Annotated in this window: 10 protein-coding genes; 9 read left to right on the top strand and 1 reads right to left on the bottom strand. The window is 33.1% G+C overall.

Annotation, left to right across the window (positions count from 1 at the left end; all coding sequences use genetic code 11):
* Positions 1-62: 62 nt before the first annotated feature.
* Complete coding sequence (mfd, locus tag IPK88_08740; protein ID MBK8243500.1) at positions 63-3,377, bottom strand: transcription-repair coupling factor; 3,315 nt, start codon at positions 3,375-3,377, stop codon at positions 63-65.
* Between the two features lie 947 nt (positions 3,378-4,324).
* On the opposite strand from mfd, the gene IPK88_08745 reads away from it, so the two are divergent.
* The 9 genes from IPK88_08745 to IPK88_08785 all read left to right on the top strand — a co-directional run bounded on the left by IPK88_08745 (position 4,325) and on the right by IPK88_08785 (position 17,457).
* Entirely contained in the window at positions 4,325-4,822 is a 498-nt protein-coding gene (locus IPK88_08745) for an SET domain-containing protein (GenBank protein ID MBK8243501.1), read from the top strand.
* A complete protein-coding gene (locus tag IPK88_08750; protein MBK8243502.1) occupies positions 4,812-5,900 on the top strand; it encodes a hypothetical protein in 1,089 nt (362 codons plus the stop codon). The genes IPK88_08745 and IPK88_08750 overlap by 11 nt, the downstream gene beginning before the upstream one ends.
* A complete protein-coding gene (locus tag IPK88_08755; protein ID MBK8243503.1) occupies positions 5,897-7,339 on the top strand; it encodes an SET domain-containing protein-lysine N-methyltransferase in 1,443 nt (480 codons plus the stop codon). The genes IPK88_08750 and IPK88_08755 overlap by 4 nt, the downstream gene beginning before the upstream one ends.
* 128 nt (positions 7,340-7,467) lie before the next feature.
* Positions 7,468-9,225 carry a DUF885 domain-containing protein gene (locus tag IPK88_08760; protein MBK8243504.1) on the top strand — a complete coding sequence of 586 codons (1,758 nt, stop codon included), beginning with the start codon at positions 7,468-7,470 and terminating at the stop codon, positions 9,223-9,225.
* Positions 9,226-9,333: 108 nt separating this feature from the next.
* Complete coding sequence (locus IPK88_08765; GenBank protein MBK8243505.1) at positions 9,334-10,101, top strand: response regulator; 768 nt, start codon at positions 9,334-9,336, stop codon at positions 10,099-10,101.
* Between the two features lie 5 nt (positions 10,102-10,106).
* Complete coding sequence (locus IPK88_08770; GenBank protein MBK8243506.1) at positions 10,107-12,977, top strand: histidine kinase; 2,871 nt, start codon at positions 10,107-10,109, stop codon at positions 12,975-12,977.
* Between the two features lie 149 nt (positions 12,978-13,126).
* Positions 13,127-14,203, top strand: a complete 1,077-nt coding sequence (locus IPK88_08775; protein ID MBK8243507.1) for a hypothetical protein — start codon at positions 13,127-13,129, stop codon at positions 14,201-14,203.
* Positions 14,204-14,265: 62 nt separating this feature from the next.
* A complete protein-coding gene (locus IPK88_08780) occupies positions 14,266-15,546 on the top strand; it encodes a hypothetical protein (protein ID MBK8243508.1) in 1,281 nt (426 codons plus the stop codon).
* A gap of 510 nt (positions 15,547-16,056) precedes the next feature.
* Positions 16,057-17,457, top strand: a complete 1,401-nt coding sequence (locus IPK88_08785) for a T9SS type A sorting domain-containing protein (protein MBK8243509.1) — start codon at positions 16,057-16,059, stop codon at positions 17,455-17,457.
* Positions 17,458-17,789 lie beyond the last annotated feature (332 nt).

Below are 17,789 nucleotides of genomic sequence, written 5' to 3' on the forward strand. Positions count from 1 at the left end.
CAATTTTAATTTCATTTTGTTCATGTTTCCATGAAAATATAAATGGAACAAACGATCCTAAATTATTTATTTTCAAGGGATTGGATCACTTGTTGGTGGATGTCTGCAAGTAAAGTTTTGGCTCTTAGGAGGGATTTAATATGTTCTTTGATCAATATTAAATTGTTAGTGGATTGTTTCAAAACAAATGGAAATTCTGTTTTATCAGAGCCAATTACCTTTAAAAGATGTTGGAAATATGGGGATTCAAAATAGGGTGAATTGGGAATGGATATAAAAAAGGCCTGAAGTTTTTTCTTCTTGATGACGACCCGTTCGAAGCCCATTTCTTTGGCGATCCACCGCACACGCAATCCTTCAAAGAGTTCGAATACAGAACTAGGAATAGGTCCGAACCGATCTAATAATTCGGTAGAAAATTTTTCAATTCCCGATTCCTGATCTATTTTATCCAATTGTTGATACAGATTCAATCGCTCCTGAATATTGCTCACATAAGAATCAGGAATATACATATCTGCATCTGAGTCTATGGTGACATCTCTGACAAAAACTTTGACTTTCTTTTTGTCTTCATCAAATAATTCTGCAAAATCTGTTTCTTTTAATTCCTGAATGGTGTCTTCAAGTATTCGTTGGTATGTTTCGTAACCTATGTCTGTAATGAATCCGCTTTGTTCGCCTCCCAATAAATTACCAGCACCTCGTATATCCAGATCACGCATAGAAATATTAAACCCACTTCCCAGGTCAGTAAATTCTTCTAGGGTTTTTAATCTTTTACGAGCTTCAACAGTTAAGGTGGATGATGGTGGTGCGAATAAATAACAATAAGCTTTTCTATTCGACCTGCCGACACGACCTCTTAACTGATGTAGATCACTTAGTCCGAAGTTCTGAGCATTATTAATGATGATGGTATTGGCATTTGGAATATCCAATCCCGTCTCAATAATATTCGTACACACGAGAACATCAAACTTGTGTTCAATAAATCCCATGAGCACTTGTTCTAAATTATTGGCTTCCATCTGGCCATGTGCTGATGCCACTTCGACATCAGGACAAAGTCTTCGGATCATTTCTGTTATTTCGCCAAGGTTTTTTACTCTATTGTGTACAAAAAATACCTGACCACCTCTATATACTTCATTTAATATGGCGTCTTTAATTAATTCATCATTGAATACTCTTCGTTCGGTATGTATGGGTTGACGATTCGGTGGTGGTGTGTTGATAACACTCAGATCGCGAGCAGCCATTAATGAAAACTGTAATGTTCTTGGAATCGGTGTAGCAGTAAGTGTAAGTGTATCCACGTTAACTTTAAATTGTCGCAATCGTTCTTTGGAGGCGACCCCAAATTTTTGTTCTTCATCAATGATTAATAATCCAAGATCTTTAAAGGCAGTTTTTTTATTTAATAAGGAATGTGTGCCAATGATAATTTCTAGAGAACCAGCTTCAAGTTTTTTAAGAATTAACGTTTTTTCTTTTGCTGTTCTAAATCTTGAGACATAATCGATATCGATCGGAAATTCTTTAAGCCTGTCTGATAAAGTGCGATAGTGTTGCATTGCCAATATGGTAGTAGGTACAAGTATTGCAACTTGTTTTCCGTCCTGAACACATTTGAATGCAGCGCGAATGGCTACCTCAGTTTTTCCAAATCCTACATCACCACAGATGAGACGATCCATGGGATATTCTTTTTCCATATCCGCTTTGACATCTTGTGTAGCCTTATATTGATCGGGGGTGTCTTCATAAATGAAGGATGCCTCAAGTTCTGCTTGAAGATAATTATCCGGCGAAAAAGCAAAACCTTTAGAAGCTTTTCTAGCAGCATAAAGTTTGATTAATTCTTTGGCAATATCCTTGACTTTTTGTTTGGTTCTAGCCTTGAGTACTTTCCAGGTGTCGGAACCTAATTTATGCACTGCGGGTTCTGTTCCTTCCTGACCTACGTATTTAGAAATTTTGTGTAATGAGTGAATACTAACATATAAAATATCATCATTTCTATAAATGAGTCGGACCGCTTCCTGCAGCTGATCATTAACATTTATTTTTTCCAATCCTGCAAATCGTCCTATGCCATGATCCAAGTGTGTAACATAATCTCCGGGTTGTAATTCGCGCAGTATTTTTAGGGACACGGCTTGGTTGGAATTCAAGCCCTGCTTGATTTTGTATCCATGAAATCGGGCAAATATCTGGTGGTCTGTAAAGCAAGCTAATTTTAGATCTTCATCGATAAATCCTTCTCTCAAAGATACAATAGCGGATTGAAAATGAACATCAGCTTTTAGATCTTCAAAAATATTATAAAACCGCTCTATCTGTTTTGAATTGCTCGTACAAATGTAGTTTGTGAAACCTTTAGAGTCAAAATCATTTAATGATTCAATGAGCAAGTTAAAATTTTTATTAATACTGGGCTGTGGTTTGCTGTTGACTTGAAGGTGATGAAGTGGTTCTTGTATCGTTGGTTTTGTTCCAAAATAAACTTGCGAAAATTTTTTTAATTCACTTATAATAGTTTGAGGATATACGAAAGCCCGATCACGTATCATGCTCACGAGGCGATCTTCTTCATAATGCAACATTTTTTCGCCAAACTTTTCCGCAGATTCGAAACTTATTTGAAGTCTATCCAATAGATTTAGATCATCTTTGATCCAGATGACGGTATCTTCAGAAAGCAATTCAAACAAACTCAGTTTTTCGTTATTTTCATAATCTGAATTGACATTAGGTATTATCGTGAATTTACCGATTTTTTGTATTGATAATTGAGATTGTGTGTCAAACGTTCGGATGGTTTCTACCACGATGTCATCCAATTCAATTCGGTAGGGCAAATCACTGGCGAATGAAAAAAGATCTACGATGCCACCTCGTAATGAAAATTGTCCAGGTTCATAAACAAAATCTACACGTTCAAATCCATATTGAACGAGTTTGTCTATGGTGTGATCCATGTCGATGACTTCACCCGTGACGAATTCTATTCGGGCAATATCAAGTTCCTTGTTGGAAACCATTTTTTCAAATAAAGCTTCGGGATAGCTTACGACGATATGTTTGGTTTCAGAAAACAACTTATCTATTGATTCAATTCTTTGCTGGACTTGAAACGGATCTATTTCTTCAAAAAACAGTGGACGTTTAAAAGAATCTGGAAAAAAACTAAGATTGGTTTTGGGTAAAAACTGCTCCAAGTCATTTAAAAAGTATGCAGCATCTTCTTTGTCATTGGCAATGATCAAGATTCTTTGAGCATGTTGAGCTAAGCATCCCATTGCTAAAAAAGCGTCTCGTGAACCTGACAATCCCTGAATCCAAATTCGATTCTTGTTTAATTCATGAACCATTCGATTCAATTCACGGGCTTGTGAATCTTTTAAGAAGAAGGAATCTAATGGTAATATGTCGTTCACGGGACTGCAAAATTAAAGTAAGCAAGGCAATAAATGGTTATAATTTTTAGGATTGGTGAATACTTTGAGGTGTATTATGGCTTAAAATGGATAAAGTTAAATATCAAGGCTATATTCGGTACTTCTTGTCAAACGCAAAATGAATAAGTAATAAAAAAGTCATTTGGGTTCTTTGGCATTCTTTCAAAGTTATAAAACTTATTTAAATGGGTAACTTTTTGTTCTTTTTTCATGAAAAAAAAGAACCAAAAATTCTAGGCTGTAAGGTCTAAGCCTAAAATGATTCCATAAAACCTAAATTCAAAAAACTCGCCTTAGGCATTTTATAAATTTCTTGGCATTACACTAGCTCAGCTCGCATTTATGTTCCATTCTTTACATTCTGTTGAGCTCATACAGTTTTGAATTTTTAACGGTTTCATTCCATCATTTTTTAACGGCTTACCCCTTAAGGCCGGTCCAAATTTCTATTACAACTCATTTACATCACATATTACTAGAATTTAGTTTGCGAACAAGCCCAACAGATGTCGCGTTATACTTGAACTGGGAAAGTAGTTCTGATGATTTTCAAATGTTTTAACCAAATTGATTTGTCTTCCATCATGGAATGATCATCAAGTCTAGTATAATTTTTGAAAATAGAATTGAACGGGTTACAAGGATTTACAATAGCCCAACTGGATTAAAATAAGGCCTTTAAACACAGCTTTATATATATGTAATGGACTATAAGTTATGACTAGGAATGAAGAACTTATAGCCTCAGCTCATACCTATTCAGAATGCCCAACAGACGTGGATCTTGGATCATTTCAATAAATGCCTATAAATATTTTTTTAATACGTAAATATGTTCATCTTTACGTGAAATTTTGGAAATGAAAGAATTCATACTAACCGCTGATTTAAACTGGGAGCACATCGGCTATTTCGAACATTTGGAATTGAGAAAAGCTAAGGAGACTGGTGGCTTGGGTTTATTTGCAAGTATAGATTTTAAACCCAATGAAAAGATCTGTTCTTTTTCAGCAAGAGAAGTGGTTCAAACTCCAAATTATTTAACTGTTCAATTGGATGATCAGCGTCATATCCTACTGTTTCCTGAACATCTGCAATACATAAATCACAGTTGTGCACCTACTGTTTTTTTTGATACGGAGCGTATGGAGTTAATCAGCCTTGATCATTTAGTGGCTGGAACCGAATTAACTTTCTTTTATCCATCCACAGAATGGGACATGAATCAAAGTTTTGTTTGCAATTGTGGTGCAGAGAAGTGTCAAAAATTTATTTCCGGAGCAGCTGGTTTAGATAAAAATATTTTAAAAGAGTATAAGTTGAATCCATTTATTAAAAATAAATTAGGTGAATTATAATATAAAATTTGATTCATATAAAATTTGGGTTCTTGCACCAGGATTAGAGACAGAAGATGAAAACTTAGCCTATTATTATGATTTTAGTCAAAGTATAGCAGAATATACCAAAGTATTTAATGATTTGAATCTGGAATGGGAGTGGATCACTGTTTATCATAACACAATCATTGCTACGATCCAGCTAATCGTTCAGTCCGATTCAAATAAAATTCCCTTGGTCATTAATTTATGTGATGGTGATGATACCAATGAAGTTCCTGGAATTGATGTTATTTATGAATTAGAAAAGTATGGATTAATTTATACAGGAGCCCAAGATTATTTTTACAAAATCACGACTTCTAAAATACCAATGAAACATCAATTTGATTTAGCTCAAATTCCTAATGCTGCTTGGGAGGTCATAGATTCTGATGGAAAAAATATTCCTAGAATATTTGATCGATTGGGTAGACCTTTAATTATTAAACCTGCAGTATCAGGAGGAAGTATAGGATTGGGTATTAAAAATGTGGTTGATAATGAGGATGATTGTAGAGAACAATTATTGCGTATTCAAAATGGATATCGAGGGTGGAAACTCGATAGTGGAGGAGTATTTGCAGAAAAATTTATAATAGGTCAGGAGTTCACCACATTTTTAGTTGGATCTTATCTTAAACCTGAAGAAATTATTTTTTATACACCAATAGAAAGAGTATTTAATCAGGAAATACCTGTTACTGAACAGTTTCTTTCATTTGATCGATTGTGGGAAACCTATGAAGAGGAAATGCCACTCGAACAAGACGCGTTTTTATTTAATTATGTCAAACCTGAAGAGCAGCTTATTCCTATCTTAAAGAAATTAAGTATTGATGCATTCATAGCACTAAAAGGAACAGGATATACCCGGATTGATTTTCGCAGAGAGGCAGCAAGTGGGCGTTTTTTTGTATTAGAAGCAAATGCTCAATGTGGGATAAGTGAAGATGAAAACTTTACCTCTATAGGAGCTATCTTGCGTGTATCGAATATAAGTTTTACAGCATTAGTTTGTGATATTATGGAAGAAGCAATACGACGAAATCAATGATGAAAATTTGTGTGTTACAGGCAGATTATGGGAGCTCAAAAGTGGATTATCAATATTTTGACCCAAAAAGAGATTTATCAGGTTTAATACCAGATGCTCATTTTGATCATGTTTTTTTAAATAAGTTAACTTGCTACAGACAACTTAAAGAATTGTCATATCAACAGTACGACATCTTTGTCAACCTGTGTGAAGGATATTTGGAGTGGGATATTCCATCCATTGACGTCATCTACAGCTTAGAATTATTGGATTTACCATTTACAGGACCTACCACCAAGCTGTATGATCCACCCAAAGATCTTATGAAATATGTAGCTTATTGTGAAGGAATAAAAACGCCAGCCTATTTGAAAATAAATCGTCAGGCAGATATTCAAAAAATAGTTGACACTTTAAGGTTTCCAATGTTTGTCAAACCTTTGAAAGCAGGTGATAGTCTTGGGATAGACGATCATTCTAAAGTAAATGATGTGAATGCATTAAAAAATAAAATTAATGCCTTACTATTAGAATATGATGATATACTTATTGAAGAGTATATTGATGGGAGAGAATTTACAGTCTTGGTAGCCGGGAATTCAGATCATGAAAAAGAATGTATTTGTTACCAACCTGTGGAGTATATATTTCCCGAACATTTTGAATTTAAAACCTATGCATTGAAGACTTCAGAATTACATCCTGAGTCTAATAAAGTATGTGAAGATTCCTATTTAAATGAAGCTTTGAAGAATGCAGCCTCCCGAATATTTAAAGCGTTTAATGGAGTTGGTTATGGGCGATTGGATTTCAGGGTTACGCCACAGGGAGAAATTTATTTTTTGGAAATTAATTTTACCTGTTCTGTTTTTTATTCAGATGGGTATGAAGGGTCGGCTGATTATATTTTGAAATTCGATGGTATAGGCCAGTCCGGTTTTCTAAGGCATATTATTGAAGAAGGAATGGCGCGACATAAGCGTAAAACAAAACGGTATGAAATGCAGGGTAATGCCATTTCAGGGTTTGGAATTTATGCTAAGTCTGCCTATACCAATGGTGAAATTATTTTTAGAGGTGAAGAGCGTACGCAAAGAATTGTTACCAAAAGATATGTGAATCAACATTGGAATGAAAGTGACCAACGATATTTTAGACAGTATGCTTATCCCTTAAGTGATGAGGTGTATTGTCTATGGGATGAAGAGCCTACAGAATGGGCTCCCCAGAATCATAGTTGTGAACCCAACACAAGATATGATGGCTTAAATGTTATTGCGATTCGGGATATAGCACCCCATGAAGAGTTGACTTTGGATTATTCCGATTTTTTGGATGATCAGGCTGAAGCATTTAATTGTCGTTGTAATAGCGTCCATTGTAAAGGAATGATTCGAGGTGTTAAAAACAATTCAGTAACCAGTCGCGAGCAAAAAGCAAATACTCAAAATACATAAAAGTATGATTTGAGATATTCGGTGTGAGTGATTTTAGGTGACTGTGTTTAAAATCAATTTTACACTGAGTGCTTAGTTGTATACTAGACTATTTAGAAGCAAAATAAATGTACTAAAAATAGTTAATTATGAAAATAAATATTACTCCTGTTTTAGTTTTACTTACTCTATTTTATTTTGGTTGTCAAACATCTAAACCCGAAGTTAAAATAAATAATGACGAAGTATTTACATCCTTCGAGACCAATTTTTTAGATGCCTATTGGAAGGAATATCCTACGATGTCTATATATAATGGGTATGGTAAATACTATGATCACTTAGTTATTCCAGACAGTACTTTTTTTATCAATAATGTAATATTTTCAAAATTATGGTTGGATTCATTACACACCATTGATATGAATACCTTGAATGACAATAACAAAATCAGTTTCAATATGATCAAGAATCAATTGGAAAGTGATATCTGGTATCGTACGGTATTTAAACAGCATGAATGGGATGCATCTATATATAATGTCAGTGGAGAATGTGATTATATATTGAATCAACCTTATGCTCCATTGGATGATCGCCTCAAACTGATGAGTCAACATTTGGCAAACACAGATGATTATTATAAAACAGCTTTGAATAATCTTAAAAAACCTACTAAAGAACATTTAGAATTAGCTATTTTACAGAATCAAGGCGGAATATCCTTTTTTGAAACAACTTTGAAAGATTCCATCAAAGTTTCTAATTTGGTAGATGCTGACAGAGAAGCATTAAATAGTCATATCAACAAAACCATCCAAGCCATTAATAGCTATGTTGTAGGATTAAAAGCAATATTGCAAAATAAAGATTCTGAATTTAGAGATTACAGAATTGGTAAAGATTTGTTTACCCAAAAGTTCAAATTTGATCTGGTTACCGATTTTACTCCGGAGCAAATTTATGATAAGGCCTTGGACGATAAAGGCAAATATCATCAAAAGATGTTTGATAATGCCAATCAATTATGGTCGAAATATTACGGTAAGCAAGTCATGCCTAAGGACAGTATACAATTGATCCAACTTGTGCTTGACAAAATTCAACAACAGCATGCTCAACCAAAAGATTTTTTCGATTCATTAACGAGTCAGGTTTATCAATTGAAAAGATTCATTATAGAGAAAGATCTATTTGATTTTGACACTGTAAATCCTCCAGTGATTGTCAGATATATGCCTGAATATGCCCGTGGTGTAACAGTAGCAAGTGCTGAATTTGCTCCACCTTATCAAGATAAAGGATCAACCTATTATAATATAGATGACCTAAGTAAATATACTGTAGATCGGGCGGAAGGTGTATTAAAGGAGTATAATAACTATGCGTCCCAATTATTGTCCATCCATGAAGCAATACCCGGACATTGTCTGCAGGGAATATATAATAAGAAGAATTCAAAAGATGTCTTGAGAGCAGTGTTTCAGAATGGAGCCATGATAGAAGGCTGGGCAGTTTATACTGAAGGCATGATGATTGAAGAGGGATGGGGTAATCACAGTCCGGAAATGGAATTGGTACATGACAAACTCAAGTTGAGAGAATTAGCTAATGTGCTTATAGATTATGATATTCAATGCCTAGGTAAAGACAAGGAATATATTTTGAATTTACTCACAAAAGAATGTTTTCAGACTAGAGCACAAGCAGAGGAAAAGTATCATAGAGCTACTGTTTCTCAAGTTCAATTGTGCTCTTACTATTGTGGTTCTACAGCCATTCAAGCGCTAAGAGCGGAATATAAAAAGAAATTGGGATCGGCATATAGTTTGAAAAATTTCCATGAGACCTTTTTAAGTTTTGGTAGTTCACCTGTTAAATATATACGGGAGCGAATGTTGAATTAACGTATAATTGCACGGATTGATTGAAGCCCAATTAAAAGGAGTTTATATTAATCCATGTGTTATATTTATGTAAAAATATTATCTTAGCATATTGATAATGCTTAAAGCATGATACAGGCTTTTATTTTAGATGATGAATTTGGTGCGATTAAAAATTTGCAATTAATTCTTCAGGATATGGCGCCCAATATTGAAGTGATTGGTTATGCTACATCTACTAAGGATGCTGAATTAAAAATCAGAATGTTAAAACCTGATGTTTTATTTTTAGATATAGAAATGCCTAATGAATCTGGAATAGAGTTCTTAAAAAGACTGCATTATTATGATTTCGAAGTCGTTTTTGTAACGGCCTATAATGAGTTTGCGATTCAGGCCTTTAAACTGAATGCCATCGATTATTTGTTGAAGCCGATAGATCAGCAGGAAATGAAACATTGTTTGGAACGGATTAACGATCTATATGTATTAAAAAGTAATTATAGAATGACACTAACCAAAGAGAAATTGGATCACTTTTGTGATAGCTTCGAGGGAAATGACCATTCTAAAATAGTGTTAAAAAATAAAGATGCCATTGAATTTGTTTCTTTTGAGCATATCATATATTTAAGAGGTGATGGATCTTATACTGATTTCACTTTTGAACTTAAAGGCAAAATAACCAAAATATTAATGAGTTATCCATTGTCACATTATGAATCTATACTCCCTAAGAAAACATTTCTACGTGTACATAAATCGTTTATCATAAATACAAAATTCATTAAGCAAATTCAGAAATCCCCTGGTTACACTATATTACTTCATTCCGGCGAGACTATTCCCATTTCAAAGCGAAGGGTTGCAGATATAATCACTCAATTGCAGAAATAACTTTGATGAAACGATATGTTTTTTTATTTTACTTTTTATCACATTTTATTAATGCACAAGATATACAAGTTCCATATCGATCTTATTCTGTAAAAAATGGATTTATTACAGATAACATCTATAGTGTATTTAGGGATAGTAAAGGATTGATGTGGTATGGTACCGATAATGGTATATTACAATTTGACGGAACTACATTTAAGACATTTACGACCCAAGACGGATTGCCGGATAATGAGATCTTTAATTTCTATGAAGATTTGGATGGAAGAATTTGGTTTGCATCATTTAATGGGAATTTGGGATATTACTTTCAGGGAAAATGTTATAATCAAACAAACACATCATCATTAAACAATGATAATCATTTATCCTTTATTTCCATCATAGAAACTCAAAGGGATTCTTCATTGCTGTTTTTATATTTTGATAGTAAATCTATTATTGAGATCAAGGATAATCATTTAAGCCGGAAGACATTTAATTACAATAATCAATTGCTAGGAAATTTAGTTTACGTTTCCAAAACAAGTCCAACGGATTATATCGGTTACACCCCAAAGGCTAAACTTTTTTTTACAGATACAAATCTTACACATATAGATCAGGAGCAATTTATATCACGATTGTATTATTCTCGCAAAGTTTACACCAAGCAAGGGGATAGTTTGTTTGTTGTTACAAACGGGGAACTCAAGTTTGTCAGAAGAATCATGAAGCACCAGTTGAATACGAATAATTATTTTTTGGATGATAATGGTGATTTATTTGAAGGCACCCAAGTAGGTATATTTATATACAATGCTACTTCTGAAGTTCCCATTATTCAATTATTTAAAGATTGTATTGTTTCCAGTATTAACAAGGATATAGAAGGAAATTACTGGATCAGCACACTTAACAAAGGTGTATTTTATCTTCCCAAGGGTTTTTTAAACATTAAATTCACTGCATTCCCGCAATTGAATAAAATTAATACCACTAGTGTTCATGGAGATCAAACCATCTTATTTACAGAAGACAACAAGTTATGGCGGACAGATCAATCAGGTGAAATCACTCAAATATCAGGATATAGTACTTTAGAAGATTACAAAATACGTCCGGTTAAAAGGCCCATTTATATTGATTCTACCACCATTATGTTAGGAGGTAATAATATAGTTTATTTTAATGCAATGGAATTAAATCCGAAACTTAAGATAGTTATTCCTCGAAATCTAAAACATGTTTATGCAAAAAGTTTGGTATTCTTATCCGATACCCTTTATTTCAGTAATAACAAACAATTAAATAAAGTTATTCGGTTTAAAGAAGAAGCGTACCATACCAGTTTTGCACCGAGTGATCAGCAACGGATTTTTGCAATAGCCTTAAATGGAAATCAAATTTATATATCTACATTAAAAACAGTTTATAAATTGGAGCAAGATACATTGATTCCTGTTGAATCTTTTGTCAATACGCCCTTCAGGAAATTCCGGTTTTTTCAAGGCGTGTTGGTAGGTATTACGCATGACTATCAATTAATCGTGGGATTCCCAACACTAAATGAAAATCAATTTAGGATACAAACCATACTTGAAGATTGCTCCTGGATGGACATGAATTATATTTTTCACAGTAATGTATTATTGCGCAGTGATAAAGGTTATTACATACTCAATATTTCAAAAGACACTGCCACATTAACACCATCTGAAAATGTATTATTGCCGAGTTTTCCGCAGGAGATTGTGTGTGACAGTCCTTATGTTTATTTTTTATCTGTGGATAATACCATTACCCGAATACATAATGCTGAAGTATTGTCCATTCCTTATCCTCCAAAAATGATTGTTAGATCATTCATGGTTGATGGCAATTTCTTTAATTTTAATTTACCTATTAAATTAAAAAAGAATGCTGCTAGTAATATAGTTATTGAATTTACAGGTGTAGGTTTTGATCGAAAAAAAATTTCCTATCAATATTCAATCAATGAGGGTCCATGGATTGATGTTGAAGAAAATAGAATTTTATTTGTTGATCCGAGACCTGGAACATACAAAGTGAATATCCGTTGTAGGAGTGATAGTAGTGCTTTTAGTGATCCGGCTGTTATTGATTTTGTAATAGCACCACCATGGTACAATCATGTTTTGTTTTATATGGCTATGGTATTTTTATTGATTGTATTAATCTTTCTGGTTGGTAAATATTTACTAAAGCGAAATGCTCGATTAAAGGAATTAAAACATCAGGAGGAACTTAGATTTTTGACCTCAGAATTTAAGTCATTAAACGCACTCATGAATCCACATTTTATTTTTAATAGTTTAAATAATATTCAATATCTGATCAATGATGACAACAAAGTTTTAGCCAATCAATATTTATCTGTGTTTTCTAAATTAATTCGACAGAACATGGAGAATATTAATAATGATTTGATCAGTTTAGACAAGGAGATGAATTTGGTGGAAAATTATTTGCAATTGGAGAAACTTCGATTTAAAGAAAGGCTAAATTTTAGTATAGAATTATCTGATGATGTAGATATTAGCTCCATTCTTGTTCCCCCCTTATTGATACAGCCACTGGTGGAGAATGCTATTAAACATGGTATTTTGCCTAATGATAATAAACCAGGTAACATAAAGATAAATATTTCTGAACAGGGTGAATTCATTAAAATAAGTATTTTAGATAATGGTGTCGGATTAGACAAGTCATCCACACATAAAGGCCTTCAACAGAGTATTAGTAATATTAAATCCCGATTGAAACAGTTGGAGCTCATACATGGAAAGGTGTTTCGTTTGGAATTAAAATCCATGATTAATGCTTCAGGAATGATAGAAGGTGCTGAAGCTACGATTACTATATTACAATAGTTTCAATTCGTTCGTATAAGAATACTGCCGTTGGGGAAAGTATTTTTTTCATTTATAGGATTTTTAGTGTTTTAATTAAGTACATCCATTGGTGCTTTGGACTCCACATTATTTTTGTTAGTATTAACTCACAAATAAAAAATATTATTATGAAAAAGTTACACATGTTTTGTTACTGTGCAGTCTTTATTTTAATTACTGCATGTCATAAGGAAATTCCGGATAGTACTAACTTGGTTGCAGAAAAATCTATTGGAAGTAGAACCAATTCCCAAGATATTATTCCTACTTATGCTGATCCCAATGCTTTCATCCAAGCATATTCAAATCTGGAAGAACAACTAACTGCTTCAATTCGTGCTACCTATGCACAATATCCCAATGGATTTACACTGTATGAATTAGAGTATACCGATCTTCCAAATCAGGTCTTTGAAACAGCAATGTCTCCATTGTCCGATTTTTCAAAAGATCAATCATATAACTCTTTGTGGAATAAAGTTCATGCTGAAAACTCAGAATGGTTATTGCGAGGTGCAGATAATTTTGATACCTATCCAGATAATCAATATGCGATTAATGATATTATGAAAGCAATGTTGAATGAAAATGGCGAAATGATGATCGGTGATAAACTGTACCATTACTTAAATGCAAGTGTAGATGATAGAAATCACAATATTGAAGTGGCGAGTATTGAGATGTATGGTGATATCGAAGAATTTCATAATGAATTAAATAATACTTCTGCTAGAAAGGGTTTGAAATTATTAAAAGATAAACAATGGCCTCCAATTGATAAGAATGGTCATTACCATAGTTTTGATCCATTCGATAATTTGGATTTAAGCTGTACTACAAATCGTGCGAATTGGGGCACAGAGAATTATCATGACCGCAAGAAATATTACTGGAAAAATGGATTTAATTATGATATCATTGGATCACATTCATTTACAAATATGGAAGTGTGGCATAAATCAAGAGTTTTAGGTTGGATACATGATGTTCAGACCCTTTCTATCCCTGTACAACTAAAGACTTTAGAAAAAAATTGTACCGATGATGTTGATCAATATTCTTATTATACTTTATGGGCACCTTACTTACAGAATAATGCTAATTTTTGGGGCGATGATAAAAAAATTGAAAGAGATTATCTTCAAGCAGGTCATCATGTAGTGACTAAGAGTTTTTATGCTACACATAATTTAACCTGGCTGTAGTATTATTTCATGGACATTTCTAAGACTTTTCTTTTTATTCATTATTTATAAAATATATTATTATGAAAAATTTACTAATCTTTCTATTTATGTTTTCGTTAAGCGTTACGAAAATTGTTTCTCAAGATCAAAATGGTTCTCCCAATCCTCATGGATTGGCATTACAGTATTGTTATGGAGGAATTAAAAAAGTGTACAACACTTCAGCGGGTCCGCATTATTTAAATGTCGTCAAAGGTATGGAACATCTGGTATATTGGAATCATTCATTGGGTGTTTGGGCTTATAATAATGTTGATGTTAGAATTTTTGAAGAAACATCACCAGGTAATTGGACACTGGTATTGAGTCAATTCAATGTACCTTATCTTCCAATGTCCGGTTATACTTTTCCGGTTAAATTTACTTTCAATTCATCCAACTTATTTAAAGTTGAATTTTACGGACCGGGCTTATTAACCCCATTGGATATCAATAGCGGTTCTCAAGTTTACATCAAGCCATACGATATGGAGATTATTGCCATTCAACCATACAATACATGCCCACTACCTAAATACACTACGGGTCATGCGATTAATTATTCGTTGTGGCCACTTTCTGATCAAAGTATAGGTTGTTATCGGATTATTGACCCTGCTCATAATGGTTATAATAATATCGTGGATGGCACGTGGGATTTTGGAAAAGGATTGATATCGCAATTGCTCCAGGAATACGATTGTTTGGATTATGGGTCCATTGAAGAGCCATTCAAGGATTGGAATAGTTACGTTTATTTACAAGATGGAATTAATGATCCTTGTTTCGAAGGTGCTGTGATCGGTGAATGTTATAGTTGGACAGGTGGTGCGCCGTGGGATATATGCAGAACCTATAAAATAAAAGTGGCTTTATGGGCTTATTCAGCTTCAATTTTAAACCCTGCAATGGATGAATACAATCCTTGCAATCAAATAAATTTAAAACAAGATGAATCTAAAAAACTTCCCAATTTTGCTTGTGGTACTTGTATTTCAAAAGATATTGTTATTTGTAAATTTTGCAAACCTGCAACCTTGCCTGGTGATCTAATTGATGTTCAGGTTTATCCCAATCCAATAAAATTTGGTGGAATTATTAATGTGGTAATGGATCATCAAATCGATCAAAATTATATTACAGATCTACAAATCGTGGATATCATAACTGGTGATCGAATACTTGGAATAGAAAACATCCCTTATACTGGACCGCGAAGTCTTCAACAAATTGATTTGGAAGAAACACAGAATGGGGTATATCAATTGGTTGCGACATCATCCATTGGTACAAGGATCGTTGTTGATTTCATCATTAACTAAGAAGAGCGTTTTACTTTATTAATAATATTTTAAACTCATTCCTGATGATTTAATCTTTGGGGATGAGTTTTTTTTTAAAAAGAAGAATTATTTTTTTCAAAAAATAGCTTAATTTTTAATCTTTATTAGTTTTCTGCATATTTTGGTAAATTCTATCGTTGTTCTTCTCTGTGTTATTATTTTGATCGTTATAATTGACAATTGATAAGTTAAATTTTATGGTTTTGCAACTTTTTTTAAATGAGCAATTTTTATGTACATCTGGCTATTTGTTATGAGAGAGGGAATACAATGTAAAGTATTTAAGATTATTAAATGATTTTAGTTGTACTAAGTTTATTGAGATCAATATTATTTCGAGCTGGCAAATAAATTCTTTTTTTTAAAAACTATTAGTTTAATTTAAATATATAGGTAATATTGTTTTATATAAATATTATTTTCAAGAATCTAAAATAAATTAGTAAATTTATCTCCAAAATTAAAAGAATCTAATAAATTTTTAGCATTATGAAATCCAATATTACCTTAACCTTCTTTGTATTGTACTTTTTGCTTAACCAACCATTCATATTAAATTCTCAGTGCTGGAAGGACATTTCAGCATCAGGTGGCCACAGTTTAGCTATTAAAATAAAAGGTACCCTTTGGGCATGGGGTGATAATAATTCCGGCCAATTGGGAGATGGAACTAAAACTAGAAGAAATTACCCGGTCCAGGTCGGAACGGATACAAATTGGCTCAAAATAAGTGCAGGAAGTTTTCATTCTATAGCTATAAAGACTGATGGAAGTCTTTGGACATGGGGAAGTAGCAAATTTGGTCAGTTAGGTGATAGTAGTTTTACTGACAAAACTAGGCCAGTTCAAATTGGTAAAAATCATAAATGGAAAGAAATTTCTGGAGGTGGTTATCATACCTTGGCTATAAGCGAAGATGGCACGCTTTGGGCCTGGGGAAGTAATATGGAAAATGGGAATTTCTTTGGACAAGTTGGAAATGGCATTATTGGAGATTTTAATTTTCCTATTCTTATTGATTCCAATAGTAATTGGAAAAGTATTTCAGCAGGTTGGCACTATAGTCAAGCATTAAAAGCAGATGGCTCAAGATGGGGGTGGGGTGCAGGATCTTATCTTGGCAACAAAAGTAACCTAAATTATCCCAAGCCAACATTAATGAATGATGGTAAAATTTGGAAATATATTATTTCAGGATACACTCATATTTTTTGTATAGATACTGATAATAATTTATGGGGAGCAGGATCAAATAATAATGCGAAACTTGGGAATGGAAATACAAATTATCAATCATCATTAATTCCAATCGGAAATGAAAAAGATTGGAATTTTATTCAACCTTGTGTATATCATAGCATTTCTTTAAAAATGGATGGATCTTTATGGGCATGGGGTTCAAATGATTTTGGTCAATTGGGTAATGGCACTACTTCCCCTCTTTATGTACCTACAAAAATAGGAACTGACACCAATTGGATTTTTATAGAAGCAGGGCATATTCATACTTTGGCATTAAAAAGAGATTTATCCCTATGGGCATGGGGTTACAATTTAGAGGGATCCGTAGGAAATAATACTTACATAAACGTATCTAGACCTACTAAAATAAATTGCCTTCCAGATGATCTTGTACAAACAAATCAGCCAAAATACAACTATGGGATAAATTTATACCCTCAACCGGTTAATGCTGAACTATATTTAGAATTTCATGATGATACTGATTGTGCGTACTTCTCCATTTATTCTCAGGACATGAAGTTAGTAATTAAAGGTAATTGTCAATCCAAGAAAATCAATACAGAAATGCTGCAAACTGGGATTTACTTTTTAAAGTTAGAGCTTGCTAATACTAAAAGTACCTATCTTAAGTTTGTCAAATTATAAAACAAAAGTGTTATTAAAATCGAAATTACTCAAATTTAGAATAATTTAGCCATAATAATTTCAATTGTAAAATATGTTGATAAGAGACTATTAATACCGAAGTGAAAAACAAATTAGTCCAAAGTTAATAGATAAATTATTTTTCATTCGGCATGCAGATGCTTTGTTCTGCATGATGACCTCCCAAAGAAGCGTCTGCATGCGGATGCTTTGATCTGCATGATGACCTCCCAAGGGAGCGTCTGCATTACACCTAAATATATTGAACTAAAGTATAAATCACAATGGTATAATTTTATATCAAAGCTAATCCAAAATTTCTTTAAAGCAGT

Origin of the sequence: Candidatus Defluviibacterium haderslevense, from assembly GCA_016712225.1 — a bacterium.
Taxonomy (GTDB): domain Bacteria; phylum Bacteroidota; class Bacteroidia; order Chitinophagales; family Saprospiraceae; genus Vicinibacter; species Vicinibacter haderslevensis.

Excerpts from the sequence above, each read along its gene's own strand:
- mfd (MBK8243500.1), bottom strand. The coding sequence starts at position 3,377 with ATGGTTCATGAATTAAACAAGAATCGAATTTGGATTCAGGGATTGTCA.
- IPK88_08745 (MBK8243501.1), top strand. The coding sequence starts at position 4,325 with ATGAAAGAATTCATACTAACCGCTGATTTAAACTGGGAGCACATCGGC.
- IPK88_08755 (MBK8243503.1), top strand. The coding sequence starts at position 5,897 with ATGATGAAAATTTGTGTGTTACAGGCAGATTATGGGAGCTCAAAAGTG.
- IPK88_08760 (MBK8243504.1), top strand. The coding sequence starts at position 7,468 with ATGAAAATAAATATTACTCCTGTTTTAGTTTTACTTACTCTATTTTAT.
- IPK88_08765 (MBK8243505.1), top strand. The coding sequence starts at position 9,334 with ATGATACAGGCTTTTATTTTAGATGATGAATTTGGTGCGATTAAAAAT.
- IPK88_08770 (MBK8243506.1), top strand. The coding sequence starts at position 10,107 with ATGAAACGATATGTTTTTTTATTTTACTTTTTATCACATTTTATTAAT.
- IPK88_08775 (MBK8243507.1), top strand. The coding sequence starts at position 13,127 with ATGAAAAAGTTACACATGTTTTGTTACTGTGCAGTCTTTATTTTAATT.
- IPK88_08780 (MBK8243508.1), top strand. The coding sequence starts at position 14,266 with ATGAAAAATTTACTAATCTTTCTATTTATGTTTTCGTTAAGCGTTACG.
- IPK88_08785 (MBK8243509.1), top strand. The coding sequence starts at position 16,057 with ATGAAATCCAATATTACCTTAACCTTCTTTGTATTGTACTTTTTGCTT.